The following is a 24,097-nucleotide window of genomic DNA, read 5'->3' as shown; positions in this document are numbered from 1 at the left end:
GGGCTCGTGGTGTCAGGGCAGGTGGGCGCGTTGAGCGTTTGCCATGAGGTTGACGTATGCGGCGTATTGGGTGGAGCCGTGGAGGTTGGGGCGGCGTCGTGCCCAGCCTAGGAGGCCCAGGGCGCGTGCGGCGTGCGGGGGTTGGGGCCGGGTGCCGGCTGTGTGGATCGGGTTTTCGTACTCCGGCGGGCACTTGGCGACGACTCCGTCGCCGGGTGTTGGCGGGTCGGGTGCCGCGGTAACCCTCGGCGGCGGTGTTCCTGGCCGGGAAGGCGAGTTGCCGGGAGCTTTTTCGCGGCTTGTTTCGCCGTGACCAGTACGCCGATCCCGTCCAGGATCCGGTCGAGGCCGAAGGTCACGTCGTCGTCGACGACGTCGTCGGTGTAGTCGTTGTCGTCCATCATGGATGCCAGGACCGACCGGCTCGGAGTCTTCGGATTCCTGGCCCACCCGGCACTCGACCACGGCAAGGCCCGAAACCTGTCCGGGAACTTCGGACTCGAAGACCAGCAGGCCGCGCTGCGCTGGGTGCAGCGCAACGCCGCGGCATTCGGCGGTGACCCCGGCAACGTCACGATCTTCGGCGAGTCCGCGGGCGGGACCAGCGTCTGCGCCCAACTCGCCGCGCCGACATCGGCGGGGCTGTTCCATCGGGCAATCGTGCAGAGCGCGCAGTGCACCGGTGAGAAGTGGTCGCCGGGGCCTGCGACCTGGTTCCCGCTGCCCCGCGCCGACCGTGAGGCGCACGGTCTCGAGGTGGCGGCCAACGTCGGCTGCACCGACCCGGTGACCGCGGCGGCCTGCCTGCGCGAGAAGTCCGTCGACGAACTGGCCAAGTGGTCCGACGTCGGTCTCGGGTCGGGTCCCACCGTCGGTGGGGGTTTCCTGCCACTCGGCCCGGAGCGCGCCTTCGCGACCGGTCGCTTCAATCGTGTCCCTGTCATGCAGGGAACCACTCGGGACGAACACCGCCTGTTCACCGCGGCGATCGAGGTCGACACCGGAGAGGTCACCACCGCGGACAGCTATCGCGAGCAACTCGCCGCCTTGTTCGGCCCGGCCGACCTGCAGCGGGTTCTGGCTCGGTATCCGGTCGCCGAGTTCCACTCCCCCGGCGAGGCACTGTCCGCGATCGTGACCGACTGGGCCTGGGGATGCCCCGCCCAGGACCGGGACCGCGCACTCGCCGCGCACACCGCGGTCTACGCCTACGAGTTCGCGGACGAGACGGCGCCGTGGTTCAGCGCCCTGCGCAAACCCGATTTCCCCACCGGCGCGTTCCACGGAGCCGAACTGCAGTACCTGTTCGACGACGAGCAACTCCCCGGCCCGCAGACGCCCGCCCGGCAACAGCTCTCCACGACCATGATCAGCTACTGGACCCGATTCGCCGCCACCGGAAACCCCAACGGCAGCGGACAACCCCGCTGGATGCCCTTCCAGGACGATGGTTGGGTGCAATCACTCGCAACCACCACGATCGGCCGGACCGACCGCGACGCGGAACACCAGTGTGTCTTCTGGAAGACCTTCGATTCACGACCCGAGCGTCCGTAAATCGAAGGCTGGGTTCACCGTTGGCTGTTCGTGGCGGAAGGGTTTCCGCACTAGGCATCGGGGCCGCGCCACGACCCGGGCCGGGCGCGGCAGGGCAGGTACGTGCACTGCGCGCCCGCGCCGCCGCGCGCCACGGCGGTGACCGCACTCGCGGCCGGAACGTGCGGGCGTGCGGGCGCGCCTGCCTTGCTGTTCAGCCGCCGCTCTGCATGGCTTCCTCGGCCCGCTTCGCCATCTCTTGTTCGGCGACGTCCTCGACGTGCGAAGCGACGCTCCAGCGGTGACCGAAGGGGTCCTCGAACTGGCCCGTCCGGTCGCCGTAGAACTCGTCCTTCACCGCCCGCAGTTCCCGGGCGCCCTTGGCGAGGGCATCGGCGAAGACCGCATCGACGTCCTCGACGTACACGTGAAGGGTCACCGGCGTGCCACCCACGGACTTCGGGCCGCGGAAGCCCATGTCCGGGAACTCGTCCGCGAGCATGACGATCGAGGTGCCCAGCTGTAGCTCCGCATGGCCGATCCTGCCGCCGGGCGCGGCCATTCTCATGCGCTCGGTCGCGCCGAGGACGGAGACGTAGAAGTCGATCGCCGCCGCCGCTCCGTCGACGCAGAGGTAGGGCGTGACGCGCGGGTAATCCTCGGGCACAGGTTTGACGCTCACGGTCGCCGGCCTCTCCGGTCGGTGGCGATACGGCCGACGGTCGGGCACGACTGTCGATTCGGATAAAGCAGCATGTCAGGCATACCGGACACGCGGGATCAGCGTGGCATGCGGCACGACGCCACGCACCAGGCACGCCGTAGGTCGAGTCGATCCTCACCCGCATGGGCCCGAAGGCGACCCCCCGTCCGGTCTGCCGCTCGAACCCATGGGCGGGGTCCGGGAACCGCGGACCGACGAGCGGGGGCTCCGGTAGCGCCGAATGGGGCACCGTGCTCGCGATGCCCGCGCGTCTCGGCGGGCGGGCGCGCCATGCGGGATACGTTGCGCGGCGAGGCTTTGGGACGAATATGTGCCGCACTGGCGAGGGCCCGGTGCGGACCCGCCCCGGGCCCTCGCCCGGTCGGGAGGACTGACGTGAGTGTGAGTCGGGAAGCCGAACGCGACGTGGCATCGCTCCTGCCCCCGGGTGGTGAACGGGCGGGCGCCGGGGCCCGAGTGGTCGGCTGGTTGACCACCACGGACCACAAGGTGATCGGCTACATGTACATCACCACGTCGTTCGGGTTCTTCCTCATCGGGGGAATCCTGGCGCTGTTCATCCGCGCCGAACTCGCCCGACCGGGCAGCCAGATCCTGTCCAACGAACAATTCAACCAGGCGTTCACGCTGCACGGCACGATCATGTTGCTGCTCTTCGCGACGCCGCTGTTCGCCGGATTCGCGAACGCCGTCATGCCGCTGCAGATCGGTGCGCCCGATGTGGCGTTCCCGCGCCTGAACATGCTCTCGTACTGGCTGTACCTCTTCGGCGCCCTGATGGTCCTGGGAGGTTTCCTCACCCCGCAGGGCGCGGCGGCCTTCGGATGGACGGGCTATGCGCCGCTGTCCGGCGTGATCCGATCGCCGGGTATCGGCGCCGATCTGTGGATCATGGGTCTGGTCCTGTCCGGATTCGGCACGATCCTCGGCTCGGTCAACTTCATCACCACGATCATCTGCATGCGGGCGCCGGGCATGACCATGTTCCGCCTGCCGATCTTCTGCTGGAACGTGCTGCTGACCGGCTTCCTGGTGCTGATGGCGTTTCCGATCCTGGCCGCCGCGCTCCTCGTCCTGGAGGCCGACCGTAAGTTCGGCGCGCACGTCTTCGATCCGGTCAACGGCGGGCCGCTGCTGTGGCAGCACCTGTTCTGGTTCTTCGGGCACCCCGAGGTGTACATCATCGCGCTGCCGTTCTTCGGCATCATCAGCGAGGTGCTGCCGGTGTTCTCGCGCAAGCCGATCTTCGGCTACCTGGGCCTGGTCGGCGCCACGATCGCGATCGCGGCGCTGTCCTCGGTGGTGTGGGCGCACCACATGTTCGTCACGGGTGCGGTGCTGCTGCCGTTCTTCTCGCTCCTGTCGTTCCTCATCGCGGTGCCCACCGGGGTGAAGTTCTTCAACTGGATCGGCACGATGTGGAACGGCTCGCTGTCGTTCGAGACTCCGATGTTGTGGTCCCTCGGCTTCCTCGTCACGTTCTTGTTCGGCGGGCTGACCGGGGTGATCCTCGCGTCGCCGGCGCTGGACTTCCACGTCTCCGACACGTACTTCGTGGTGGCGCACTTCCACTACACGGTCTTCGGCACCGTGGTCTTCGCGATGTTCGCCGGCTTCTACTTCTGGTGGCCGAAGTGGACCGGGAGAATGCTCGACGAACGCCTGGGCCGGGTGCACTTCTGGTGCCTGTTCGTCGGCTTCCACACCACGTTCCTGGTACAGCACTGGCTCGGCGTCCGGGGCATGCCTCGTCGCTACGCCGACTATCCGGCCGGCGACGGCCTCACGGCCCTGAACTCGCTGTCCTCCATCGGGGCGTTCCTGCTGGGGGCTTCGACCCTGCCGTTCCTGTACAACGTGTGGCTGACCTACAAGACCGGCAAGAAGGTCGCCGTCGACGACCCGTGGGGGTACGGGCGTTCGTTGGAATGGGCGACCTCGTGTCCGCCACCCCGACACAACTTCACCGCGCTGCCGCGCATCCGCTCCGAGTGCCCGGCCTTCGACGCGCGGTATCCGGAGATCGCCATCCTCGGCGTGCGCCCAACCCTGCCGGTAGGTGACGAGATCGACGGCTCGAATCCGAGTCCGGGATCGGACTCGGCCCGGCGCTTGTGAGGGTCCGGCGCCTCCCGGGCACGTCCCCGCCCGGTCGGTGGGCGGGCCGGGACGGTGTGGTCGTGGCCGATGGAGGTGGCGCGGCCCCGGAGCGCGCGTGAGCCCGAAGACCGACGCCGGGGATTGGAACCCGGAGTACGTGGGATAGGCCGGACATGAGCCAACGCGCATACCTCGAGGGTGGACCGGACGACATGCCGGAGCGGATCGTCACGATCACTCCGCCCGGAGTCGAGCTGAAGATCCCGTTCCGCAATGGATACGAGCACTTCAAGAGCACCTCGCGACACCAGGAGACCCCGGAGGGCAGGTTGCCCGTCTACGAGTGGTGGGAAAGGACCGAGGTCGCCGACTGACCACGGCCAACGGAAGCGAATGGCAACCGACGGCGGCTCGCTCCGATGGCCACGGCCGCGTACCACTGCGGTCAGTGGTGGAGCGTGAGGCGGTTGTCGGGCTCCGGGGTCACCGCGGTCCCGAAGGGGCGGCCGGCTCGGGTCAGCGTGTCCGCCAGCCACTCGACATCGACGCGTGAGGCGCGCCCGAGACGCATTTTGACGGCTCGCAAGGGCGCCATGCGCAGACCGGACAGTTCTCCGGTATCGCGCGCCACAGTGGCGAAGTACAGGAGTCGCAGGTCGTCGCGGTAGAACTCGTAGCCGCGGATGCCTTCGTAGTCGTCGACGCAGTCGCCGCAGCCGTACAGGATCAGCTTGTTCCGGTACACGTCGATCGCGCGCGGATGGTGCGAGGAGTGACCGTGCACGACGTCGACGCCGCCGTCGATCAGGCGGCGCGCGTACCGAATCCGCGATGCCGGGACGTCGTAGCCCCAATTCGAACCCCAGTGCATGGACGCGACCACGATGTCCCCCGGGAGTTTCGCCCGACGCACTCGTGCGACGAGTTCCTCGGCACCTCGTTCCGACGTGTCGTGGGTGAAGTCGACGCCGGCGCGGTTCTCGGTCGCGGCCCAATCGGAGGGCACCCCGCTGGAGGGCATCCCCTGGGCAAAGACCAGCACCCGCCCACCTTCCCCGACGGGCACCACCGCAGGACGTCGGGCCTCCTCGATGCCGCCCCCCGCGCCGGCGGTGCGCAGCCCGGCCCGGTGCAGCGCGTCGAGGGTATCCGCCAGACCTGCACGGCCGAAGTCGAGGACGTGGTTGTTCGCCAGGACGCAGACATCGGGCCGGATCACCTCGAGGCACGGGATGTTGTCGGGGTGCATCCGGTAGTGCACCGCCTTGAACGGTTCGAAGTCGTCGCTGGTGGTGATGCCGGTCTCCAGGTTCACGACCCGGACGTCGGGCGCCTCGGCATCGAGGATGGCCGGCGCGTCGCCCCAGGGCCGGCGGAATCCCACCGGTCGGGGAATCGGTCCGTTGGCCTCCTCCGCCAATCGCACGTATTCGCCGGCGTCGCCGACGAATGCCTCACGCAGCGTCGGATCACCCGGGTGCGGAAGAATCCGGTCGATGCCGCGGCCCAGCATCACGTCTCCGCACAGGCACAGCGTCACGTGGTGGTTCTTCATGGTTCCAGGGTTCCACCGCAGGCGGGGGTGTGTGATGTCGCGGGCCGGCCTTGGGAACGGGCTCATCCTTGGGGCGCGCCGGGGCCGCGGTGTCGACGGTCGTCGCGGATCCGGCTCCGTCCGAGCGCGCCGGCCACCCGGGCGCCCGGCCCGGCACGCGGGTGGCGGGGGCGCCCGGGGTCGGGCGGTTCGGTGGTGGGCCGGCCGCGGCCTCCGCATCCGGCAGCGGGCGGTGGGGTCGGCCCGGGGGTCAGATGCGGTCGGCTGCGATCAGGAGGTACTGGAAGGAGCCGTTGCGGTAGGAGTTGAGGAAGGCGTCCTCGATGCCCGTGGTGAGGGAGGACGTGGCGCGCAATTCCCAGTAGGGCAGCGTCGCGGGCGTGAGGTCGATGACGGCCTGGGGCACGAAGCGGTTGTCGGCCATCGCCCGCAGATACTCGCGACGCGAGTGGATGTTGCACTCGAAGTGGGCGTTGATCTGCGACACCCACTTGGAGGGTTGCCCGTAGACGGGGTTCCAGCAGCCGGTGATGGTCACGTACCGGCCGCCCGGGGCGAGGATGCGGGCGTGTTCGGCGAACAGGTCGTGCAGGTCGACGTACATGCTCGACTCGTTGTTCCACGAAGCCCGCGCCTGCCCGCTCGCGAAGGGCATGTCGAGCATGTTGCAGACATGGGCGCGCACCGACGCGTCGATGCCCAGCTCGCGGGCGCGCCCGTTGGCGAACTCCGCCTGCTTGACGGACAGGGTCACCCCGTCGACCGCGCAACCGAAGCGCCGATGCGCCATCACCATGGAGCCGCCACGACCACACCCCGCGTCCACCAACCGGTCCTGGCGCCCGATCGACCCCAGGTGATCCAGGAGCAGGTCGGCCTGCGCGGACTCCAACCGGTGCAGCTCGGCGACGAACCTCGCCTCGCGATCGCCGCCGTGCGAGCCGGCGAGTGCGGAGTCGTCGACGGCGCCGATGCCGGGGTGTTCCTGATCGCGCACGGGCGTGTCGAGAAGGTGGGTACGGGGCCGTACGGTGATGAACGGGGGTACTTCGGCGACTCCAGTCTGACCTCGGCGGAGCCGATCTGGGAGACCACGTTCCGGGCGAGCACGGCCTGCACGGTGCTGGAGCTGACCCGCGCCGACGTGGACCCGGGCATCGTCGACCCGGCGTTTTGTCCGCGGTTGGCCGGCCCGCTGCCCTTCCCCCGGCCCGAACGCACGACAAACCCGACGGCGCGGCGGCACGAAGGCCGAACGGCCGTTCGCGCAGGGCGCGTTCCCGGCTGTCCCCGGCAACTCATGATCGGGTGCCAGGGGCCGCGGTCTGTGGCTCCTCGCGGTCCGGCGCCGGCCGGAGCGCGGGCGGGCGGACGTCGACCATGCGCCGCTCCGGGCCGCTTCGGCGCAGCACGAGGTATCCCACGAACGCGGCCGGGCCGAAGAAGATCTGCGCGGGCACGATCTCGGGGAGGTGTCCGGTGACGGCCTCGATCGTGATCGGCGTCAGTGTCGGTGCCAGTGCACCGAAGGTGGCGACCAGGCACAGGGACAGGGTCAGCCCCCGACGTCCGTACGCCTTGTAGGCCACGGTGGTGAAGAGGGCGTAGACCAGGAGATCGCCCATGCCCACGACGGCTCCGAACTCGCCGATGCGGACCCCGGCGGAGGGGGCGAAGGCGTAGCCCTGTACCGCGCCGAACAGTTTCTGGGTGAGTGGTACGACGGTGGCGAAGAACAGGTCGTACGCGGCGAGTGCCAGGGCGAACCGGGAGACGTGTCGCAGCTTCAACCCGCCCTGGGTGTTGAGGTTGGCCGCGCCGACCGCCATGAGGAGGATGACGATGCTGTTGATCAGCCAGTACGGCAGGGCGTGGGTGGGGTCGTCCTCGGCGCCGCGGGCGGCGAGCCAGTCGGCGGCCATCAGGCAGGCGATGAGCGCCCAGCGCAGCGATCCCCGCCGTACGACCGTGCCGTAGGCGACGCTCAGCCCGCCCGCCAGGGTCAGGCCCAGCACGAACGGCAACAGCCAGTCGGGAAGGGCGAGATAGAAGAACGGCAGGGCGATCACGAACCCCATCATGATGATCATGTCGTTGCCGTTGAAGACGCCGACCGCGGGGCGAGGCAGCGTGACCCTGCGGAAGAAGCCGACCGACGCGACGGAAACGCCCAGAGCGATCGCGAGGGTCACGGCGACGAAGAACACGTCCTGTGCGGCGCTCATCCGACGCTCCCGAGGGAGGAGAAGCTGTTCTCGAGCAGATCGCAGCGCAGGCGACGCAGTCGGGTGCCGTCCACCGGGGTGATCTCGACGGTGGCGTCCAGACCCGCATCGGCGAAGTACCGTGCGGCGCCGGACGTCTCCGGCAGCGAGGACGCGGCCACCGTCACGTGCAGTCGACCGTCCACCACGTCCGCGCGGTAGCGCATCGGCCAGCGCGCGCCGGGCAGCGCGTCGAGGACTTCGACGATGTCCCGCGAGGTCACCGGGCCGTCGCCGGTACGCAGCACGTGGTCCGCCTTGCCCAGGACGTGCGAGGTCGCCGGCACGTTCCGCATCTCGCAGTGCAGTGGCGTGTCGGGCAGTTGCCGCACCAGGTCGCGGGTGTCGTACCGGAAGACCGGCATGCACTCCCGGTAGGGGTGGAACGGGGTGGCCACGATCGTGCCGAGTTCCCCGGGCGCGGCGCGCCTCCCGGTGTCGAGATCACACACCTCCACCAGTCCGACTCCCCCGTCGATGTGCAGATGCCGTTCCCGGCACAACGCGCCCGCCAGGGGCGAGATCTCGGTCATGCCGTACAGGTCCTCGACGGCGGCGCCGAAGGTGGCCTCGGCGGCGGTGGCGAGCGCGGGCGAGAGTACTTCGCTGCCCACGGTGATGCCGCGCAGCCGGAAGTCCCCGGGCCCGAGCCCGCGTTCACGGGCCGACGTGACCAGTTGGCCCAGGTAGCTGGGGTAGGTGACCATCAGGGTCGGCGCCGACTCGTCGGTTCCCACGGTGGCGTCCAGCGTCTCGCCGGGAGGGATCAGGCCCACCATTCGAATGGTCGCCCCGGCCATGCGCGCGACCTGCATCTCCGCGTACGCCGTGCCGGTCGCTCGGGAGCTGACGTTGAACTGGATCATGTCGGTGGTACGGATGTTGCCGCGCAGCACCTGGGACAGGGCCACGAGCGCGGGCCACAGGCGCTCCTCGTAGCGGGAGTACCACACCTCCGTCGGCCGGCCCGTGGTCCCGGTGGTGCGGGACGCGAGGAACGGCTCGCCGCACAGGAAGTCCCGGGACTGCTTGACCAGGTCGGCCTTGGTGGTGACGGGCACCGCCTCGATGTTGTCCAGGCTCAGCGTGGCCGGGTCGACGCCCGCCGCGGCGAAGTGGTCCGCGTAGAAACGCGACTTCGCCGCGAGGCGTTTGGCGGTACGCCGCAGGGCCCGGTTCGTGAGATCGGCGCGCATCTCCGCCTCGCCGGCGTCGGCACCGCGCAGCAACTGTTCGACGTCCTCGCCGGGCGAGCCGAACTCCGCGAGGGTCGCGAGGGCGTCCTCGACGAGCCGCTCGGCGGAACGCACGCTGATCGGCCGGCCCCGCACCATCGCCAGCGCCATCCGGAACTGTCGTATCCCCGCGTCGAACATGGTCCCTTTCCAGCGCTCACGCCACCCCCGAATACCGCCCGGCCACGACGGGGCGGGCGGCGACGGCCACCCGCCCCACCCACGGGTCAGCTGATGCAGAAGCCGAACAGCACCGCCGTCATCGAGCCCATGACGTACTTCGTGTGCTTGAACGTGGAAATCATCGCGGACATATCAAGACCCCGTTTCTCGAATTCCCAACCACAGCCCCTCCGGTCGGTGGAGCCACGACAATGTTCAGCCGTGTTTCATCCTCTGTCAAGATCGATCGAATGATTGGCGCTATTCACGTGGCGCGATGGCGCACACGCCGAAGACACCCGATTCCCCGGTCGCGGGCAATGGGTGTTTCCCGGCGAAAAACACCAGGTCGTGCTGCGGATTCGGCTGCGCCGCGCCGCAGACGTGCGGCACGAGCCCTGTGCAACGACGGTTGCGATCCGGCCGGATCCGAAACCGCAGAATTATTGTTCGGTGGGATTGCCACACCGAGGAATTATTGTTCGGAGGAATTATTGTCCGGGGAAGTTCCGTCGGACTGCGCTCGGGGGATCGATCGGCGCCCGGGCAGCGGCAAATCACCCCTTTGCCCGGGAGCGGGAAAGGTCGCCCGACCGACGGCGACCTCGTTGTCCGGGGGAATTCTGCCGCGCGGGAAATTCTTGCGGTCGGGTCGTCGACGGGCCGTCGGAGAACAACACCTCCCGCACCTCTATGCCGAAGCCCTCGATCCCGACGTCGGGAAGCTGCGCCGCCAGTTCGATCGCGCGTTCCTTGTCGGCGCACTCGACGAGACGGAAACCGCCCATCGGCTGCTCGACGTCGAGGAACGGTCCGTCGGTCACCTGCCGGAGGCCGTCGCGTACGCGGAACACCGCGGCCCGGGCCGGGACCATCAGGGCCGGTGTGAGAACCAGTTCGCCGGACTCCTTCAGGGCCTCGATGAACCTGCCGTGGCCGCCCCCGAGCACCGCCTTCTCCTCGTCGCTCATCGCGTCCGGTAGGGCGGGGTCGACGTGCATAACGTTCGACGGCTCCGACTCCCCGGCGACACGTCGAAAGCGAACAGGGAGTTTGTGCATATGCGAGCCAACCGGGCCTGGTGGGGACTGCTGGTCCTCATGCTGCCGACGTTGCTGGTGGCGATGGATATGACCGCACTGCTCCTTGCGCTCCCACAGCTGAGCGCGGACCTCGGTGCGAGCAACGTCGAGCAGTTGTGGATCAGTGACAGCTACGGGCTCATGGTGGCCGGCATGGTCATCACGATGGGTACGCTCGGTGACCGGATCGGTCGTCGCCGGTTGCTGATGTTCGGTGGTGCGGCGTTCGGGGTGTTGTCGCTCGTGGCCGCCTTCTCGGTGGACCCGCTGATGCTGATCGTCACGCGGGCCCTCCTCGGGGTCGCCGGCGCCACTCTGGCGCCGTCCACCCTCGTCGACGCCTCGGGTCCCCTCCCGGTGGTGATGATCGGCATCACCGTTTTGGCTCTCGGTACCGGGCCGCTGTTCGCGCTGCGCACCGGGCTGGTCGTCGGGTCGGTACCGCCGGAGCGGGCCGGTTCGGCGGCGTCGGTGTCGGAGACGGGCAACTACTTCGGCGGCTCGCTCGGCTTCGCGTTGATCGGCGTACTGGCCGCGGTGATCTACCGGCATCGCACGGACGGCACATCCGACTCGTTGGCCGAAGCGGTCGCCACGAGCCACCGGTTGCCCGCCGATCAGGGTGCACACCTGCTGGACACCGCCCACCACGCGTTCACCGCCGCCGTCCGTATCACCGGTGTCGTGGCCGCGATCCTGTTCGCCGGACTGGCCGTGCTGGTCGTGACCATGCGGCCGGCGGCGGCCCGACCCGCACCGGCGGCACCCCTGGAGTACGAGGCGGCTCGCTCGTAGCGTTGCGGCCGAGCCCGGGGCGTCGAACCGTTTCCCGAATTTTTCGGCGGGGATGTCGAGATCGACATCGTTGTTGCGACCCTCCCGCGAGGCACTCCCACCAGGGGAGCAGCCGATGGCAAGGAGTTGCAGTGGGAACGCTGGAGAAGAAGACGGCATTGGTGACCGGCGGGTCGCGGGGGATCGGGCGAGCGATCGTGGTGAGGCTGGCTCGTGAGGGCGCGGTGGTGATGTTCAGCTTCAAGCACGACCAAGCGGCGGCCGAGGACGTGGTGGCCGAAGTGGCGGCCTTCGGCGGACGGGCGATCGCGGTACGCGCGGACCAGGGGCGCTTGGCGGATTTGAAGCACCTCTTCGACGAGGTCGACCGAAACCTGGCCGGTTTGGACGTGGTGGTCGTCAACGCGGCGATCAGTCCGATGGCCGACATCCGCAACGTCACCGAGAGCGACTTCGACGAGGTGATGGCCGTCAACACCAAGGGGCCGTTCTTCGTTCTCCAAGCCGCTGCCGAAAGGCTGGGCGAGGGTGGGCGGATCGTCAACATCTCTTCATCCGGTGCGGTGCCGGGTATGGCCCTGTACTTCGCCGGCAAGGCGGCACTGGAAACGATCACCGTGGTCGCCGCTCGCGAGCTCGGACCCCGGGGCATCACGGTCAACAGCGTCTCCCCCGGTGCCACCGACACGGACGGGATGCGAGCCGCGGCCGGGGAGAACCCGGAGCAGGCCATCGAGCACGTTGTCGCCATGACGCCCTTGCGACGGCTGGGACACCCGGACGACATCGCCAATGTCGTCGCCTTCCTGGCCGGACCCGAGTCGCAGTGGATCACGGGCCAGAATCTGCGTGTCTCCGGCGGCCTGACGATCTGACCGGCGCTCGTCGACGACCCGGCCGAACCACGCAACCGGTGCGCCGGGTTCGGCCGGGGGCCGGTGGTCCCGGTCGAACACTTCCGGGCGGACGCGGGCAGGCCCGGCGACAACGGCGCCCGGTGGGGGCGGGCTCCGGAAGGTCGTGTCCGGTCAGGTCGTCGAGGGGGAGGACGCGGTGAGTCGTTCGGGGTCGAGGCCCGTCGCGGTCACCGTTCCGTGGGCGTCGATCAGCCCGAACGCCGGATACCCCGTGATCGCGAACGCGGTGCCCAGCGGCCCGTCGGGTGACGCCTCGACCACGACGCGAGCGACGTCGCGAAGGGCCGCCGCCTGGGCGCGGGTCGCCGCGTCGTCGCCGTGGAGCACGGCGAGCACCTCGCGACCGCTCTCGCGTCGGGCCGCCTCGACGAACCGCGGCAGACGCTCGGTACACGCGGGACAGTTCGGCGAGAAGAACCCGAACAACGTTTCGCCCAGGCCGTCTCGCGTGATGGTCTCACCGGTCGTCGTCACGGCGGAGAAGTTCGGCGCGGTCGAGCCGACGGGCAAGGCGAGAGCGGCGGGCCCGGGGCGCGAATCATCACGCTGTGCGCGGAGTTTGCGGACGATCCCGAACGTCAGCAGCAGATTCAGCAGGCACAACACGGTGAGTACCACGACGGCGGCGATCAGGAACGGCATGGCGTTACCTCCCGAGAGGGCCGGGCGCGGAGCCGAGATCGAACAGCTCGGCCAACTCGTCGGTGGAGATCACCACGAGTGCTCCGATCACCGCGCACGACACCGCCGCCAGGGCGCCGGCGAGGTGTGTCGGCGTCGCCGCTCCGGCCGCGCCGAGCGCCAGTCCGGTTGCGGCGACCGTGATCAGCACGGCGTTGCGCACCACGTGCCGGCGGCCGATCGGTGTCACGGACGCGCCGAAGCACGCGCACGAGGCGTTCGTTCCCCGGCGCAGCGCGCCGAGGATGGCGATCGTGAAGGCCGCCAACAGGGGCAGGGCGACGGCGAATCCCGCGATCCCGCGCGGTGGCGCCGCGAGCGACAGCGCCGCGGCGATCTCCCCCACGACCACGGCGATCGCGATCGAGCGCGCCCACCGGGCCGGCGCGCCAAGCTCCCTCGCGGCGGCGACGAATGCGCGAAATGCCCTGCCACCGCGCAGCTTTCCGCCTGCGGACGCCACCAGGACGAGCCCCAGGAGCACGCGGCAGGCAAGTAACGCGTATCCCATCGATCGCCTTCGCTTCCCTCCACCGGACCGACCGATCGAGGCAATGTAACGCGTTGCCCGGCGTTCCCGACAGAGTCGGCGAGTGCCGTGTCCGCGTGCCGGTCGAACTGCTCGGCAATATATCAACTTGCTTGCGTGGCAGGCGTGTTCGCGGCATGGACCGTTCCGGTCCAGGGCAGCCGGCGGGGCGGCTGCGGCGCGGGCCCCGTACCGGCCGGGCCCGCCGGGGCGTTCGCGAGCACACGTTCGACGACCCTATTGCGATCCGCCGACCGCACGCCCTAACGTCTCGTTCCGGTGAAGTCGCTTGCCGGCTTTCCCGGTTCCACCCGTGCCGGAACATCCGCGATGAACCGTGTGATCGAAACCCCGGGTGATGAAACCGGCGTGATCGCTTCTCGGAACGACCGTTCGGGCACGTCCCCGATCACGATCGGCGTGGTCACGTCGATCGACTGGACGACGGACTTCGGAGGTTCACGATGAAGGGCACCATCGCAAGGCTCGGCGACCGGCTCCTGGAACTCGCCCTCGGCCGGGAGCTCGCCGGCGCCTGCTACGACGACATGGGCCAGACGTGCGCGTGTGTCGACGGCTACGAGTATCGCTACGACTGCTGGGACCGCTGCCTCCCGACCCGCTTCCCCTGCTGAGGGCCGGCACGGTGGGGGCGTTCGTGGCCAGGCCCGGCGACCGGCTCCGGGAACTCGTCCCGGGAGGTGAGCGGACCGGCGCGTGCGTCGTGGACATGAGCGAGGAGTACGCGTATCGGGGCGGCGACGAGTACCGCCGCAACCGCCGGGGAGCCTGCGTGGCAACCGGATTCCCGAGCTGATGTCGACCTCGGCCGGGGCCGGCGAGGGTGACGCATCCCCGGCGGCCCGGCTGCGGCCCCGGGCGGTGAAAGTCGCCCTGACCCTCCAGTTTCGGGCGGCGCCGGTCGGGGCTACGCTCTTGTTCGCCGCGACGGTGGCGGTCGGCATGCTGCCGGCCACCGCCGCGTGGCTCACCAAGCTCCTGTTCGACGAACTCACGCGCGGCGATCGCATCGACAAGAGCCGTGTCGTCGCGCTCGCGATCACGCTTGCCGGGATCGGCGCGCTCACTGCCACGCTCGTTCAACTCATGGGCTATCTCAACGAGTTGGTGCGACGCAGACTGGTCGCGGCGGTCGAGCGCGACCTGTTCGCCAAGGTCGACGAGTTCCGGGGCCTGCGCCGGTTCGAGGATCCCGCCTTCCACGATCGCCTGCGGCTCGCGCAGCAGGCATCGGAGGACGCTCCCCACAACATCACGATGTTCACGCAGGAGGTGCTGCGCTCGGTCGCGTCCGTGGGCGCGTTCGTCGGCGTGCTCTTCGCGGTGTGGCCGCCGATGGTCGGGTTGCTCCTGCTCTGCGGCGCCGCCGCGCTCCTGGCCCGACTGTCGATGGCACGGCGTCAGGTCACGGTCTGGGAGATGACGTCCGGGCGCCAACGCCGGCGGCTGTTCTACCGATCGTTGCTGATCGACCCGCGCGCGGCCAAGGAGATCCGGCTGTTCGGGCTCGGCGGCTTCCTGCACGCGCGGCTGGTGCGCGCGCTCGCCGACGCCACCGATGCCGAGCTCGCGGTCGCGCGCCGCACCGCGCTCGTGCAATCGGGATTCGCCGCGCTGAACGCGCTCGTCGCGGGGCTCGGCCTGGTCGTCGTCGTGGTCGGCGCCGCCGACGGCCGATTCGGTGTCGGGGACGTGACGCTCTTCGTCGCCGCGTCGGCCGGCGTGCAGGGCGCGTTCACCGGCGTCGTCATGCAGGCCGGCCTGGCCGCGTCGGGAGTGCGTCTCCTCGGCCACTACCTCGCGCTCATGGACACGCCCGACGACCTGCCCGGCGGCACCGATCCGGTACCCGCCCTGCACGACCGCATCGAGTTCCGCGATGTGTGGTTCCGCTACGACGCCGCCGGGCCGTGGGTGCTGCGCGGCGTCGACCTCGTCGTCCCGGCCGGCCGCGCGATCGGCCTCGTGGGGCGCAACGGCGCCGGCAAGAGCACGCTGGTCAAACTGCTGTGCCGGTTCTACGATCCCGAACGCGGCACGATCCGGTGGGACGGTGTCGACATCCGCACGATGAGCGTGGTCGAACTGCGCCGCCGCGTCGGCGCGACCTTCCAGGACTACATGGCGTACGACCTGACCGCCGCCGAGAACATCGGCGTCGGCGACATCGCGCACCGCGAGAACCGCGAACGGGTGCGCGAGAGCGCGAACCTGGCGGGGATCGACGCCGACCTCGCGCGCCTTCCCGACGGATACGACACCCAGCTCAGCCGCGTCCATCGCGACCGGGACGACGCCGGGGGCGGCGTCACGCTCTCGGGCGGACAGTGGCAGCGGGTCGCGCCGGCCCGGTCGCTGATGCGCCGAAACGCCGACCTGCTGATCCTCGACGAGCCGAGCGCGGGTCTGGACCCGGAGGCCGAACATCGGGTGCACCGCATGCTGCACCGGCATCGTCGGGGCCGGACGAGCCTGCTCGTGTCGCACCGCCTCGGCGCCCTGCGCGACGCCGACACGATCGCGGTGCTCGACGACGGCCGCATCGTCGAACTGGGTTGCCACGAAGAGCTGATGGCCTTGCCCGATGGGCACTACGCCCGGCTGTTCGCGCTTCAGGCCGCCGGGTACGCGAACCCCACGGGGCCGACGGTCGTCGAGGAGACGCGGTGACCGGGAGGGGACGCGAGACGACGATCGTGCGGGCGGTGCCGGGCGGCACGGTGGGGTCGGCCGTTCTCGCGGCGGTGATCCTGGTGCTCGCCGGAGTGCGCGTTTTGCGCTCGCGCCTCGCACTCGTCCGGGTGACCGGTACGAGCATGGCGCCGACCTTCGCCGACGGCGAACGACTCCTGGTCGACCGCGCCGGGGCGGTGCGTCGGGGGGACGTCATCGTGTTCCGCAACCCGACGGCAGCTCTCGGCGCCGGTCGGGATCCGCGCCGGCTGATCAAGCGGGTCGCGGCGCTGCCCGGCGATCCCGTGCCGGCCGAGGTGCGCGATGCCGTACGCGCCGCGAACGACGCCGTCGTGCCCGCGGGTTCGCTGGTGGTACGCGGGGATGCGCCGCGTTCCCACGACTCACGCCACTTCGGGTACGTACCGGCGTCCACCGTCTTGGGCGTGGTCCGGACCGGCGCTCGAACCCCCCGGCGCGTGGCCCGCGCAGGCTTGGTCGGCGCGCGGTGCCCGCGGTGGCGGCGATCGGGTTGATGCAGGCGGGATCCGCCATCACGGACGAAGACCGAAGCCACCGGACGCAGATCGGTCGCGGCGTCCTCGCCGGTGGGGGACGACTGCGGCCGCGTACCGCGAGTGTGACGAGTTCGGCTCGCTCGTGCCTGCCGGGCCCAGCTGCGGGATCTCGTCACGAGATGTTCACCCGATGGCCGGTCCCGCCGACGGGCGGGGCCGGTCACCCTGGATCGGTCGGCGTCCTCTCGTTCGCGTGCCCCGTCCGGCGACCGGGTCGGGGCATTCGGCGCGAGCGGACGATCGTGATCGGCACGGCGGGAACAGCCCGCTCGATCGGGGGTGTTCACGCCACGGCACCCCGTCGACCGACGACCGCACGACGCGCGCCCCAACGACCCACGTCGCCCCCACCACCCGTGGAGCCCTCATGCGTCTCGGACCGCCTGTCGCAATCGCGCTGAGCGCGATGCTGATATCCCTCGTGACTCCCCCGACCGCGCAGGCCGCCCCCGACGAACCACCCGTCGGCGAAGACGTGGCCGCGGCGGCCGACTACTACGCGTCGGCGCTGGGCCTGACCGGGCCGGCGTTGAAGGCCGCCCTGCACGCCATCATCAGTCGAGGCACCTCCGCGGTGAACTACGACGGAGTCTGGAACGCGTTGCGCGTGACCGACGAGGATCCCGCCGATTCGTCGCACGTGATCGAGCTCTACACCGGTCGGTCGATCGCCAAGAATCGGTCGGGAGGCGGCAGCGGCGATTGGAACCGCGAGCACGTGTGGGCCAAGAGCCACGGCGGCTTCGGAACCGCGACCGGCCCCGGTACCGACCTGCATCATCTGCGTCCGGAGGACGTCTCGGTCAACGGCATTCGGGGCGACAAGGACTTCGACAATGGTGGTTCCCCGGTCACCGGAGCACCCGGCAACCGCACCGACGGCGACTCGTTCGAACCGCGCGACGCGGTCAAGGGCGATGTCGCTCGCATGATCCTCTACATGGCCGTGCGCTGGGACGGCGGCGACGGCTTCCCCGATCTGGAGCCCAACGATCGTGTGGCCAACGGATCCGCCCCGTCCATCGGACGAATCACCGTGCTCAAGGCCTGGAGCAACCAGGACCCGCCCGATGCCTTCGAGCGGCGTCGCAACGACCTCATCCACCGGGACTACCAGCACAACCGCAATCCCTTCATCGATCACCCCGAGTGGGTAGAGGCCATCTGGTAGCCCGACCCCACGGACGGCACGCTCGCGGTCGGAAGCAACGCACGGTGGCGCACCACCCGGGGCGGCAGGCACGGGAATGCGGCGCAATACCGTGCCGGTAAAAGCCCGCGCGCCGAATTTTTCGCCCCAGAGGACGTCGACGCATTCCCCGCCATCCCCCGGGCGGTCGCGATCCTGGGCGGTCGCGAATAGGGCGCGGTCGCCCGACGCTGTCGGGCGGCCGATCACGATCCCGTGCCGCGTACGAAAACGCCCGGTGGCGGGGGCGCGCCGGCCGGTAAGTGGCCGAATCGTCCCACACCACCGGGCGAGTAAAGCGGTACCGGCTCGAAGCGTCGACACCCGCACATCCCGACGCGTCGACTCGGTGTCTACCGTCTCGAGCTCGGTTGACTCGAGCTCGATCGATTCCCACTCGGCTAACTCAGGCTCAGTGTGAGCGCCCCCGAATAGGTTCCCGGGCGAACGAACGCCGGGGTCGTCAACGTCAGGGCGGCGTCCGCCGAAACGCTGCCGCCCGTGGCTCGGCCCTCGACCGGGGTCTGCGTGCACAACTGGGCCTGGTTCGCCCCGAGCGGCCCCGGAGTGCCGGGGGTGACCGTTCCGGGCGCGCCGTCGGCCGCCACGCACGCGGGGGTCCAGGTCACGCTCCCGGCCGGGAGCTTGTCGGTACCGTTCTCGGCCGTCAACTCCGACATCGTGCCGGTGAGCGACCACCCGAGGTCGGTTCCTCGGGCATCGACCACGGTGACCCGGTTCAGCGCGGCGTTCAGGCGCAGCGGTTTGCCGTCGATCGTCGCGCTGCCGAAGTCGATCCGGCCCCCGGCCTGGGACATCGTCAGGCCGCCGGGCTTGATCTGCCCACTGACCGATTGGGTCAGCTGTGCCGGTCCCTCGCCCACCGTGTACGGCGTCCGCTTGCCGATCGCGGGGTTGCCGAACTCGTACGCCGCGACCGCGGCGGTGGTCGCCGCGGTCACCGTGAACGTGGCGGTGAACGAGCCGTTCGCGTCCGCGGTGGTGTTCACGGCGTCCTCCGTCGGCGCCCCGGGCTCGTCCTGGGGTTGGACGGTGATCTGGGCGTTCGGCGAGAACGCGGTACCGGTGACGGTCACCCGGGTGCCGATCGGACCGGTGTTCGGGCTCAGCACGAGCCCCCGCCCGCCGACCGGTACGGACACGACGGTCAACGGTGCCTCCAGGGCCACCGATCCCGATGTGACCTTCAGGATCGCCGCCGTACTGGGAACCGCGCCGGCGACGTGCACCCACCCCGACAGCACACCGTCGACGACCTTGACGTCGCTCGCGGCGATGGTCGAGTAGCCGTTGTCGCAGAATCCGCCGAACTCGGGGAAGCACATGGTCAACCCCACCGGACCGGCCGGCCAGTGCGCGCCGGACAGTGTGACCCGGGAGTTCGAGTCGACGGTGCTCGGCGTCGCGGTCAGCGTGGGCGCCTGACTGCCCTGCTCGACCGTGTACGACGCCACCACGCCGTTGCCGGAGATCGGCAGGCAGGTCGCCGTCGCGAGCAGGTTTCCGTTGACGATGGTCTGCACCACGATCGACTTCAGGGTGAGGTCCACCGTGGATCCGGCCGCCGCGCCGACGATCGTCGCGGGCACGGTGAACGGGGGTGGCACGATGGGCGTGTTCACCTCGATCGGCGTTTCGAACGACGGTGGCGCCACCGAAAGGTCCTCGGTCGTGCCGCCGGATGTGGCGAACGTGTAGACGGACTTGATCGTCGCGAGCGGAATCGGGATCGGGCTGGTCGCCGGACTCCCACCCGCCACGACGTGCATCGAGGTGGCACCGTCACCGTGCGTCGGATCCAGGGTCACCTCGAACCGCTGCTGTCCCTCGGGGGCGCCGACCGGGGTCGTACACCGCATGACCGGGGTCACGGTGCCCGCGCCCGCCGACGGCGCGAGGGCGACCAGACCGCCGCCGAGGGCCAGGGCGGTGGCCGCCACCGAGGCGGCCCAGCGATGGTGGGTCAATCTTCGGGATAACCGTTTTGACACGTTGCTCCTTCGTGTGGACGGCCGGTGCGGACGACCTGTTCGGAGCCCGTCGGATACGAAAGGCGTAGCGAACCATTCGCACATTTGGATCATCCATAGTCAAGAGCAGGATGCGACCCGATTCATTCGACACGTGTCACCATGATCGAGAAATACCCAAGAAACCGAATATTCTTTGCCGATATGAGTGGTCGTGAATTGCGATCATGAATTATCGATCTTGAATTTTGCCGTCGGAGAATTGCGTTCCGATCCTGCTTGACGGAATCCGAAACTTCGGATTCACTCCAAATGCGCCGACAGGAACTTTCCGCAGTATCTGTCGAAAGGGGCACCTTCCATGTCACGATCCAAGGCCCTCGCGGCCGGCGCCGCCGTCTTCGCCGGCGCCATGGCCGCGACCGTCGGCCTCGGCGGCACAGCCACGGCCGGCGGCCCGTCCACCGCGAAGTACGACTGTCTGACCTCGATCGGGGTCAGCTACACCGGCAAGAGCGCGACGTTCACCACCAACGCATCGCACCAGATCTCGGCCACCATCGCGCTCGCGCCGCTGATCACCATCAACAACGGCGACCTGACGATCACCGCCAACCTCGGGGGTCCGAGCGGCACGGTCACGTTCAGCGGCACCGCCGGCACGTCCGGCCCCTTCGGTCCGGTCAACCTGGGTCCGCTGAACAAGACGGCGGGCACGATCTCCGCCGGTCAGGCCATGACCGTGATCCAGTCGGCCAGTGCGCCCAGCGCCACGAACTGGTCGGTCAAGCTGCACCACAATCCCAACAACGTCGACATCTGGTGTGTCGGCAAGAGCGCGTTCAGCCCGGCTTTGACCTACTGATCCGCCGGCCCCGCCCTCGGCGCGGCGGGGGGATCGACGGCAGGGGTTCGACGCCGCTTCGATCGTCACGTTTGGGCCGGCCAGGCCCGAAGTGCCGTCGAACCCCGATGCGCACAATCTCGCGACCTCGCGACGTCCCGGCTCCCGACCGTCGGCCGCGCTCGCGATCACCTGCCGCCGACTCTCACCCGCACGCCCTCGTCGACAGCACGGTCACGGCTGCGAGAGCGGCGGCCACCGGGAGTCGGACACCGCGCCTCGGCGAATGAGTACGGGTACTCGTCCCGTCCGATCAACCCGCCCAACTCGGCATGCGCCGGAGGTGGGTTGGGGCGGTGGTGTCCTTCCTTCTCGTCCACGCGGTGCCGGAGCCGGGCCAGGCGCGGCGCGCTGCCGCGTTCACAAGGATGCCTCCGACGTCGCGAGCATCCGCTGTCGGCGGCTCATGTGGCCTGTTGGTCTCCCGTTCCGGCGACAGACTGCAAGTCGACCAGTTGTGCCTGGCCGTTGCCCGCCGACCAGCTGTCGAGAGCGTTCTCGGTCAGTGTGACGAACACGTCGCCGGCACGTACGCCGACCTCGGTCAGGTTCGCTGCGATGCGTCGATACAGATCCAGCTTGAGTTCCCGACGTCGTCCGGTCACCAGGGTGATCTGTACGTAGACGATGTCCTCGCGAGCCACGTCGAGGTAGTCCGGGTGAAAGATCAACTCGTCCGGGGCGTGCGGGGTGACGATCTGGAAACGGTCCTCGGCCGGGATGCCGATGGCGTCGACAAGAGCCCGGTGGACGCCGTCGGCAATCGCGCGGCGCATGGCGGGCGGTCGGGTGGAGGCGAGGTCGATACGCACCAGGGGCATGAGTCGCTCATTTCCGTCAGTGGTCGTACGGTAGGGTGAAGTGTACGACGCTGATCGAACACATTGGCAAGGAAGTCGATTGTCCCTACGCTCCAGTCGCCTCACACACACCGATCCGGCCTCGGTGCCCCTCCAAGACGCGCTCGACGCGTTGAGCGATCCGGTACGGCGCGCGATCCTGCGGGAGCTCGCGGCCGCGCCGGATTGGGAACGCGCATGTGGCACGTTCGACCTCCCCGTCACCAAGGCGACGCGCAGCCATCACTTCGCGGTCCTGCGCGCAGCCGGCCTGGTGGAGCAGCGGGACGAGGGATCCCGGCGCCTCAATCGGCTGCGTCGTCCCGAATTCGACCTCCGATTTCCGGGTCTCCTGGATCTGGTCCTCCGCGAGCCACGTGTATCCGACGCGCCGTAGCCGGTTACCGACGAGCCGGAGTGAACCTCCTTGCGGAGGGGGCCTGTTCGGGGACGCACGGTGTGGTGGGTGGAGTCCGGTGACGTGCACGCGCACGTGCACGCGCCCGCGCAACGGGCCCGAAGAACGCGGTGGTTCGACGGTTTGCGGCGCGGGCGCGGGCGCGTGATCGGTGGCCGGGTGTCAGGGCCGCCGGAGGGCTCATGCCCGCAGTTCGGTCCACGTCCAGGTGCCGTTGACGCGTACGTACAGGCGCTTGTCGGCGATGTCGACGGCCATCGTGCCGTCGAGCGGTGGGTATTGGAACGATGCGTCGGTGACCGGGCCCGCGACCAGGCGCAGCGGTGGGTTGGGCTGATTGCGGGTGGGGATGGCGCCACTGGCCTGTCCGCCGGTGTTGCCGTAGGAGTTCTCGACGCGGAAGTCTCCGGTGGAGCTCTGTTCGTAGTAGATGTGTGTGCCGGCGGGTTTGGTGCCGTACAGGCCGTTGACGTTGCGCAGGACGCCGGTCTGACCCTTCGCCGAGTACAGGATCACGCCGGAGTTGACGGTCGTCGTCGTGCCGCACGCGATGAGGGTGTCCTCCAGCGCGCTCACGGAGGGGGCCCAGTCGATGATGTTCTGCGGAGTGCCGTATCCGGTGGCGAAGTTGCCCGCGTACGCGTAGATGTTCCGGGCGAACACGTGTCGGCAGGAAGCATCGACCCTGAAGTGTGGTCCGCCCTTCATCGCGGACGTCTCGAACTTGCAGTCGGTGATGTGGATTCCGTTGGGGTTGTTGGTCCCCGCGGTGCCCTGGGTGACCCACAGTGCGCCGGTACCGAAGTTCTCCAGGCGGCAGCCGGTCAGGTGGACCTGGTTGACGTTGTCGGTGCTGTAGCCCCATTCCCGGGTGTTCGCGGTGGAGGAGTTTCGCAGCCAGACGTTGGGGTGTCGATTGCTGTCCGCGGGGCCCGTGCACGATTCCACGACCGTGTCGTGGAATCGCGAGTCCCACAGTTCGACGGCGTCGACGGCGATGTCCGCGTTGCTCGTCAGGTATACGTCGCGAATGTGGGTGTTGTTGTTGTAGTAGAGCTCGAGCAGCAGGCCCGTCCTGCCGTTTCCGTTGAGGCCGAGGTTCTCGATCGCGCAGTAGCGGCGGTGCGTGGTGCCTTTCGCGTCGAGTGAGGGGCCGGTGCCGGAGATCCGCAGGAGGATGCCGTCGGCCTTCTTGACCAGCACGGCGGCCTTGCTGCCGGCGCCGACCAGGCGTACGCCGTCGCCGTTCACGGACAGCGCGGCGGCCGGTTTGCCGGCGACGGGCACCGGGGCCACGAGGTATCGGCCGGCGGGAAAGTAGACCGTGCCGCCCGCCTGCGACGCGGCGTCGATCGCGGACTGGACGGCCGCGGTGTCGTCCGCGACGCCGTCGCCGATCGCGCCGTGCGCCTTGACGTCGTACCAGTCCGCGGCGTTGCCCGCCGCGGTCGCCGGGGCCGATGTCGTCGCCACGAGCCCGACCCCGACCGTGGTCGCCGCCACCGCGCCGGTCAGGAACGCCCGACGGCCTCCGGCTCCCCGCCGCCTTGTTCCGTCCTCCCCATCCCGCTGTCGTGCTCTTTCGTCGGATGAGTGTTCGCCGTTCATTGCCCTACCCCCGTGGAAGCGCCGGACGGATCACCCGGCTTCGGTGGATGATGCCACGGCGCGTCCCCTGCCGTTGCGTTCGCGTGAAGCGGCCACGCGAATCCCACGCATACCGGACACGTCGACGTGCGGTCGACGTCGTCACGGGCCGGGAACCGATCGGTCGACCACCGGCCTGTCGGGCCCGGGGAAGGGGGGGGGGGGGGCGCGGCGGAAGGACCCCCCCCCCAGCGGGGGCCCCGGGAGCGCGGCCCGCCGGGGCGGCGCGCGGCGCCCCCGGGCGGGCGCCCGCCGAG

The 24,097-nt window shown here is 69.5% G+C and carries 23 protein-coding genes and 2 pseudogenes; 14 read left to right on the top strand and 11 right to left on the bottom strand.

Going from position 1 to position 24,097, the window contains the following annotated elements; genetic code table 11:
* Positions 1 to 402 precede the first annotated feature (402 nt).
* Positions 403 to 1,557, top strand: coding sequence for a carboxylesterase/lipase family protein (locus ACWGR4_RS39300; protein ID WP_452128981.1), 1,155 nt, complete (start codon positions 403 to 405; stop codon positions 1,555 to 1,557).
* A 193-nt stretch (positions 1,558 to 1,750) separates the two neighbouring features.
* Here ACWGR4_RS39300 and ACWGR4_RS39295 read toward each other — a convergent pair whose 3' ends face one another.
* Complete coding sequence (locus tag ACWGR4_RS39295; RefSeq protein ID WP_452128980.1) at positions 1,751 to 2,266, bottom strand: VOC family protein; 516 nt, start codon at positions 2,264 to 2,266, stop codon at positions 1,751 to 1,753.
* 399 nt (positions 2,267 to 2,665) lie between these two features.
* Here ACWGR4_RS39295 and ctaD point away from each other — a divergent pair, with 399 nt between their 5' ends.
* The gene (gene ctaD, locus ACWGR4_RS39290) at positions 2,666 to 4,378 is read left to right on the top strand and encodes an aa3-type cytochrome oxidase subunit I (protein WP_452129027.1); all 1,713 of its coding nucleotides are present in this window, start codon (positions 2,666 to 2,668) and stop codon (positions 4,376 to 4,378) included.
* 155 nt (positions 4,379 to 4,533) lie between these two features.
* Positions 4,534 to 4,734 carry a DUF5988 family protein gene (locus ACWGR4_RS39285; protein ID WP_380004991.1) on the top strand — a complete coding sequence of 67 codons (201 nt, stop codon included), beginning with the start codon at positions 4,534 to 4,536 and terminating at the stop codon, positions 4,732 to 4,734.
* Positions 4,735 to 4,805: 71 nt separating this feature from the next.
* Here the strand turns inward: ACWGR4_RS39285 and ACWGR4_RS39280 are convergent, their stop codons facing one another.
* A complete protein-coding gene (locus tag ACWGR4_RS39280; RefSeq protein WP_452128979.1) occupies positions 4,806 to 5,915 on the bottom strand; it encodes a CapA family protein in 1,110 nt (369 codons plus the stop codon).
* A 250-nt stretch (positions 5,916 to 6,165) separates the two neighbouring features.
* The gene (locus tag ACWGR4_RS39275) at positions 6,166 to 6,912 is read right to left on the bottom strand and encodes a geranyl diphosphate 2-C-methyltransferase (RefSeq protein ID WP_452128978.1); all 747 of its coding nucleotides are present in this window, start codon (positions 6,910 to 6,912) and stop codon (positions 6,166 to 6,168) included.
* Here ACWGR4_RS39275 and ACWGR4_RS39270 point away from each other — a divergent pair.
* A pseudogene (locus tag ACWGR4_RS39270) lies at positions 6,880 to 7,065 on the top strand (Crp/Fnr family transcriptional regulator); the annotation flags it as partial. The gene ACWGR4_RS39275 and the pseudogene ACWGR4_RS39270 overlap by 33 nt on opposite strands.
* 148 nt (positions 7,066 to 7,213) lie before the next feature.
* Here ACWGR4_RS39270 and ACWGR4_RS39265 read toward each other — a convergent pair.
* The 3 genes from ACWGR4_RS39265 to ACWGR4_RS39255 all read right to left on the bottom strand — a co-directional run bounded on the left by ACWGR4_RS39265 (position 7,214) and on the right by ACWGR4_RS39255 (position 10,577).
* Positions 7,214 to 8,140 (bottom strand): hypothetical protein, encoded by a 927-nt coding sequence (locus ACWGR4_RS39265; protein ID WP_452128977.1) that lies wholly within the window; start codon positions 8,138 to 8,140, stop codon positions 7,214 to 7,216.
* Complete coding sequence (locus ACWGR4_RS39260; RefSeq protein ID WP_452128976.1) at positions 8,137 to 9,555, bottom strand: phenylacetate--CoA ligase family protein; 1,419 nt, start codon at positions 9,553 to 9,555, stop codon at positions 8,137 to 8,139. Before ACWGR4_RS39260 ends, ACWGR4_RS39265 begins: the two co-directional genes overlap by 4 nt.
* Before the next feature lie 578 nt (positions 9,556 to 10,133).
* Entirely contained in the window at positions 10,134 to 10,577 is a 444-nt protein-coding gene (locus ACWGR4_RS39255) for a YciI family protein (RefSeq protein ID WP_452128975.1), read from the bottom strand.
* A 60-nt stretch (positions 10,578 to 10,637) separates the two neighbouring features.
* Between ACWGR4_RS39255 and ACWGR4_RS39250 the strand changes: the two are divergent.
* Both ACWGR4_RS39250 and ACWGR4_RS39245 read left to right on the top strand, forming a co-directional pair.
* Positions 10,638 to 10,991: pseudogene (locus ACWGR4_RS39250) on the top strand (MFS transporter); the annotation flags it as partial.
* Positions 10,992 to 11,584: 593 nt separating this feature from the next.
* On the top strand, positions 11,585 to 12,328 hold the full coding sequence (locus ACWGR4_RS39245) for an SDR family oxidoreductase (protein ID WP_452128974.1): 744 nt from the start codon (positions 11,585 to 11,587) through the stop codon (positions 12,326 to 12,328).
* A gap of 153 nt (positions 12,329 to 12,481) precedes the next feature.
* Here the strand turns inward: ACWGR4_RS39245 and ACWGR4_RS39240 are convergent, their stop codons facing one another.
* Positions 12,482 to 13,012, bottom strand: coding sequence for a TlpA family protein disulfide reductase (locus ACWGR4_RS39240; RefSeq protein WP_452128973.1), 531 nt, complete (start codon positions 13,010 to 13,012; stop codon positions 12,482 to 12,484).
* Positions 13,013 to 13,016: 4 nt separating this feature from the next.
* On the bottom strand, positions 13,017 to 13,562 hold the full coding sequence (locus tag ACWGR4_RS39235) for a MauE/DoxX family redox-associated membrane protein (protein ID WP_452128972.1): 546 nt from the start codon (positions 13,560 to 13,562) through the stop codon (positions 13,017 to 13,019).
* A gap of 297 nt (positions 13,563 to 13,859) precedes the next feature.
* Between ACWGR4_RS39235 and ACWGR4_RS39230 the strand changes: the two genes are divergently transcribed.
* The 6 genes from ACWGR4_RS39230 to ACWGR4_RS39205 all read left to right on the top strand — a co-directional run bounded on the left by ACWGR4_RS39230 (position 13,860) and on the right by ACWGR4_RS39205 (position 18,023).
* A complete protein-coding gene (locus ACWGR4_RS39230; protein ID WP_452128971.1) occupies positions 13,860 to 14,048 on the top strand; it encodes a hypothetical protein in 189 nt (62 codons plus the stop codon).
* A complete protein-coding gene (locus tag ACWGR4_RS39225) occupies positions 14,045 to 14,215 on the top strand; it encodes a hypothetical protein (protein ID WP_380010449.1) in 171 nt (56 codons plus the stop codon). Before ACWGR4_RS39230 ends, ACWGR4_RS39225 begins: the two co-directional genes overlap by 4 nt.
* Before the next feature lie 23 nt (positions 14,216 to 14,238).
* The gene (locus tag ACWGR4_RS39220) at positions 14,239 to 14,397 is read left to right on the top strand and encodes a hypothetical protein (protein WP_452128970.1); all 159 of its coding nucleotides are present in this window, start codon (positions 14,239 to 14,241) and stop codon (positions 14,395 to 14,397) included.
* Positions 14,397 to 16,271, top strand: a complete 1,875-nt coding sequence (locus ACWGR4_RS39215; RefSeq protein WP_452128969.1) for an ABC transporter ATP-binding protein — start codon at positions 14,397 to 14,399, stop codon at positions 16,269 to 16,271. The genes ACWGR4_RS39220 and ACWGR4_RS39215 overlap by 1 nt, the downstream gene beginning before the upstream one ends.
* Positions 16,268 to 16,810, top strand: coding sequence for a signal peptidase I (gene lepB, locus ACWGR4_RS39210; RefSeq protein ID WP_452128968.1), 543 nt, complete (start codon positions 16,268 to 16,270; stop codon positions 16,808 to 16,810). The genes ACWGR4_RS39215 and lepB overlap by 4 nt, the downstream gene beginning before the upstream one ends.
* A gap of 409 nt (positions 16,811 to 17,219) precedes the next feature.
* Complete coding sequence (locus ACWGR4_RS39205) at positions 17,220 to 18,023, top strand: endonuclease I family protein (RefSeq protein ID WP_452128967.1); 804 nt, start codon at positions 17,220 to 17,222, stop codon at positions 18,021 to 18,023.
* 419 nt (positions 18,024 to 18,442) lie between these two features.
* Here ACWGR4_RS39205 and ACWGR4_RS39200 read toward each other — a convergent pair whose 3' ends face one another.
* Complete coding sequence (locus ACWGR4_RS39200; RefSeq protein WP_452128966.1) at positions 18,443 to 20,053, bottom strand: hypothetical protein; 1,611 nt, start codon at positions 20,051 to 20,053, stop codon at positions 18,443 to 18,445.
* A gap of 340 nt (positions 20,054 to 20,393) precedes the next feature.
* Between ACWGR4_RS39200 and ACWGR4_RS39195 the strand changes: the two genes are divergently transcribed.
* Positions 20,394 to 20,897, top strand: a complete 504-nt coding sequence (locus ACWGR4_RS39195; RefSeq protein WP_452128965.1) for a hypothetical protein — start codon at positions 20,394 to 20,396, stop codon at positions 20,895 to 20,897.
* Between the two features lie 443 nt (positions 20,898 to 21,340).
* Here ACWGR4_RS39195 and ACWGR4_RS39190 read toward each other — a convergent pair whose 3' ends face one another.
* Positions 21,341 to 21,757 carry a tautomerase family protein gene (locus ACWGR4_RS39190; protein WP_452128964.1) on the bottom strand — a complete coding sequence of 139 codons (417 nt, stop codon included), beginning with the start codon at positions 21,755 to 21,757 and terminating at the stop codon, positions 21,341 to 21,343.
* Between the two features lie 124 nt (positions 21,758 to 21,881).
* Between ACWGR4_RS39190 and ACWGR4_RS39185 the strand changes: the two genes are divergently transcribed.
* Positions 21,882 to 22,172: an ArsR/SmtB family transcription factor gene (locus tag ACWGR4_RS39185; protein ID WP_452128963.1), complete on the top strand. Its 291-nt coding sequence runs from the start codon at positions 21,882 to 21,884 to the stop codon at positions 22,170 to 22,172.
* A 201-nt stretch (positions 22,173 to 22,373) separates the two neighbouring features.
* On the opposite strand, the gene ACWGR4_RS39180 is transcribed toward ACWGR4_RS39185, so the two are convergent.
* Complete coding sequence (locus ACWGR4_RS39180) at positions 22,374 to 23,666, bottom strand: glycosyl hydrolase family 28-related protein (protein ID WP_452128962.1); 1,293 nt, start codon at positions 23,664 to 23,666, stop codon at positions 22,374 to 22,376.
* Positions 23,667 to 24,097: the final 431 nt, after the last annotated feature.

The organism is Embleya sp. NPDC055664 (assembly GCF_053618075.1).
This window is presented reverse-complemented; position numbering and strand designations above follow the sequence as displayed.

Bases quoted from the DNA above. Each gene is read 5' to 3' on its own strand.
- ACWGR4_RS39215 (WP_452128969.1), top strand. From the start codon at position 14,397: ATGTCGACCTCGGCCGGGGCCGGCGAGGGTGACGCATCCCCGGCGGCC.
- ACWGR4_RS39235 (WP_452128972.1), bottom strand. From the start codon at position 13,562: ATGGGATACGCGTTACTTGCCTGCCGCGTGCTCCTGGGGCTCGTCCTG.
- ACWGR4_RS39205 (WP_452128967.1), top strand. From the start codon at position 17,220: ATGCGTCTCGGACCGCCTGTCGCAATCGCGCTGAGCGCGATGCTGATA.
- ACWGR4_RS39255 (WP_452128975.1), bottom strand. From the start codon at position 10,577: ATGCACGTCGACCCCGCCCTACCGGACGCGATGAGCGACGAGGAGAAG.
- ACWGR4_RS39280 (WP_452128979.1), bottom strand. From the start codon at position 5,915: ATGAAGAACCACCACGTGACGCTGTGCCTGTGCGGAGACGTGATGCTG.
- ACWGR4_RS39300 (WP_452128981.1), top strand. From the start codon at position 403: ATGGATGCCAGGACCGACCGGCTCGGAGTCTTCGGATTCCTGGCCCAC.
- ACWGR4_RS39285 (WP_380004991.1), top strand. From the start codon at position 4,534: ATGAGCCAACGCGCATACCTCGAGGGTGGACCGGACGACATGCCGGAG.
- ACWGR4_RS39240 (WP_452128973.1), bottom strand. From the start codon at position 13,012: ATGCCGTTCCTGATCGCCGCCGTCGTGGTACTCACCGTGTTGTGCCTG.
- ACWGR4_RS39195 (WP_452128965.1), top strand. From the start codon at position 20,394: ATGTCACGATCCAAGGCCCTCGCGGCCGGCGCCGCCGTCTTCGCCGGC.
- ACWGR4_RS39225 (WP_380010449.1), top strand. From the start codon at position 14,045: ATGAAGGGCACCATCGCAAGGCTCGGCGACCGGCTCCTGGAACTCGCC.
- ACWGR4_RS39260 (WP_452128976.1), bottom strand. From the start codon at position 9,555: ATGTTCGACGCGGGGATACGACAGTTCCGGATGGCGCTGGCGATGGTG.
- ACWGR4_RS39190 (WP_452128964.1), bottom strand. From the start codon at position 21,757: ATGCCCCTGGTGCGTATCGACCTCGCCTCCACCCGACCGCCCGCCATG.
- ACWGR4_RS39265 (WP_452128977.1), bottom strand. From the start codon at position 8,140: ATGAGCGCCGCACAGGACGTGTTCTTCGTCGCCGTGACCCTCGCGATC.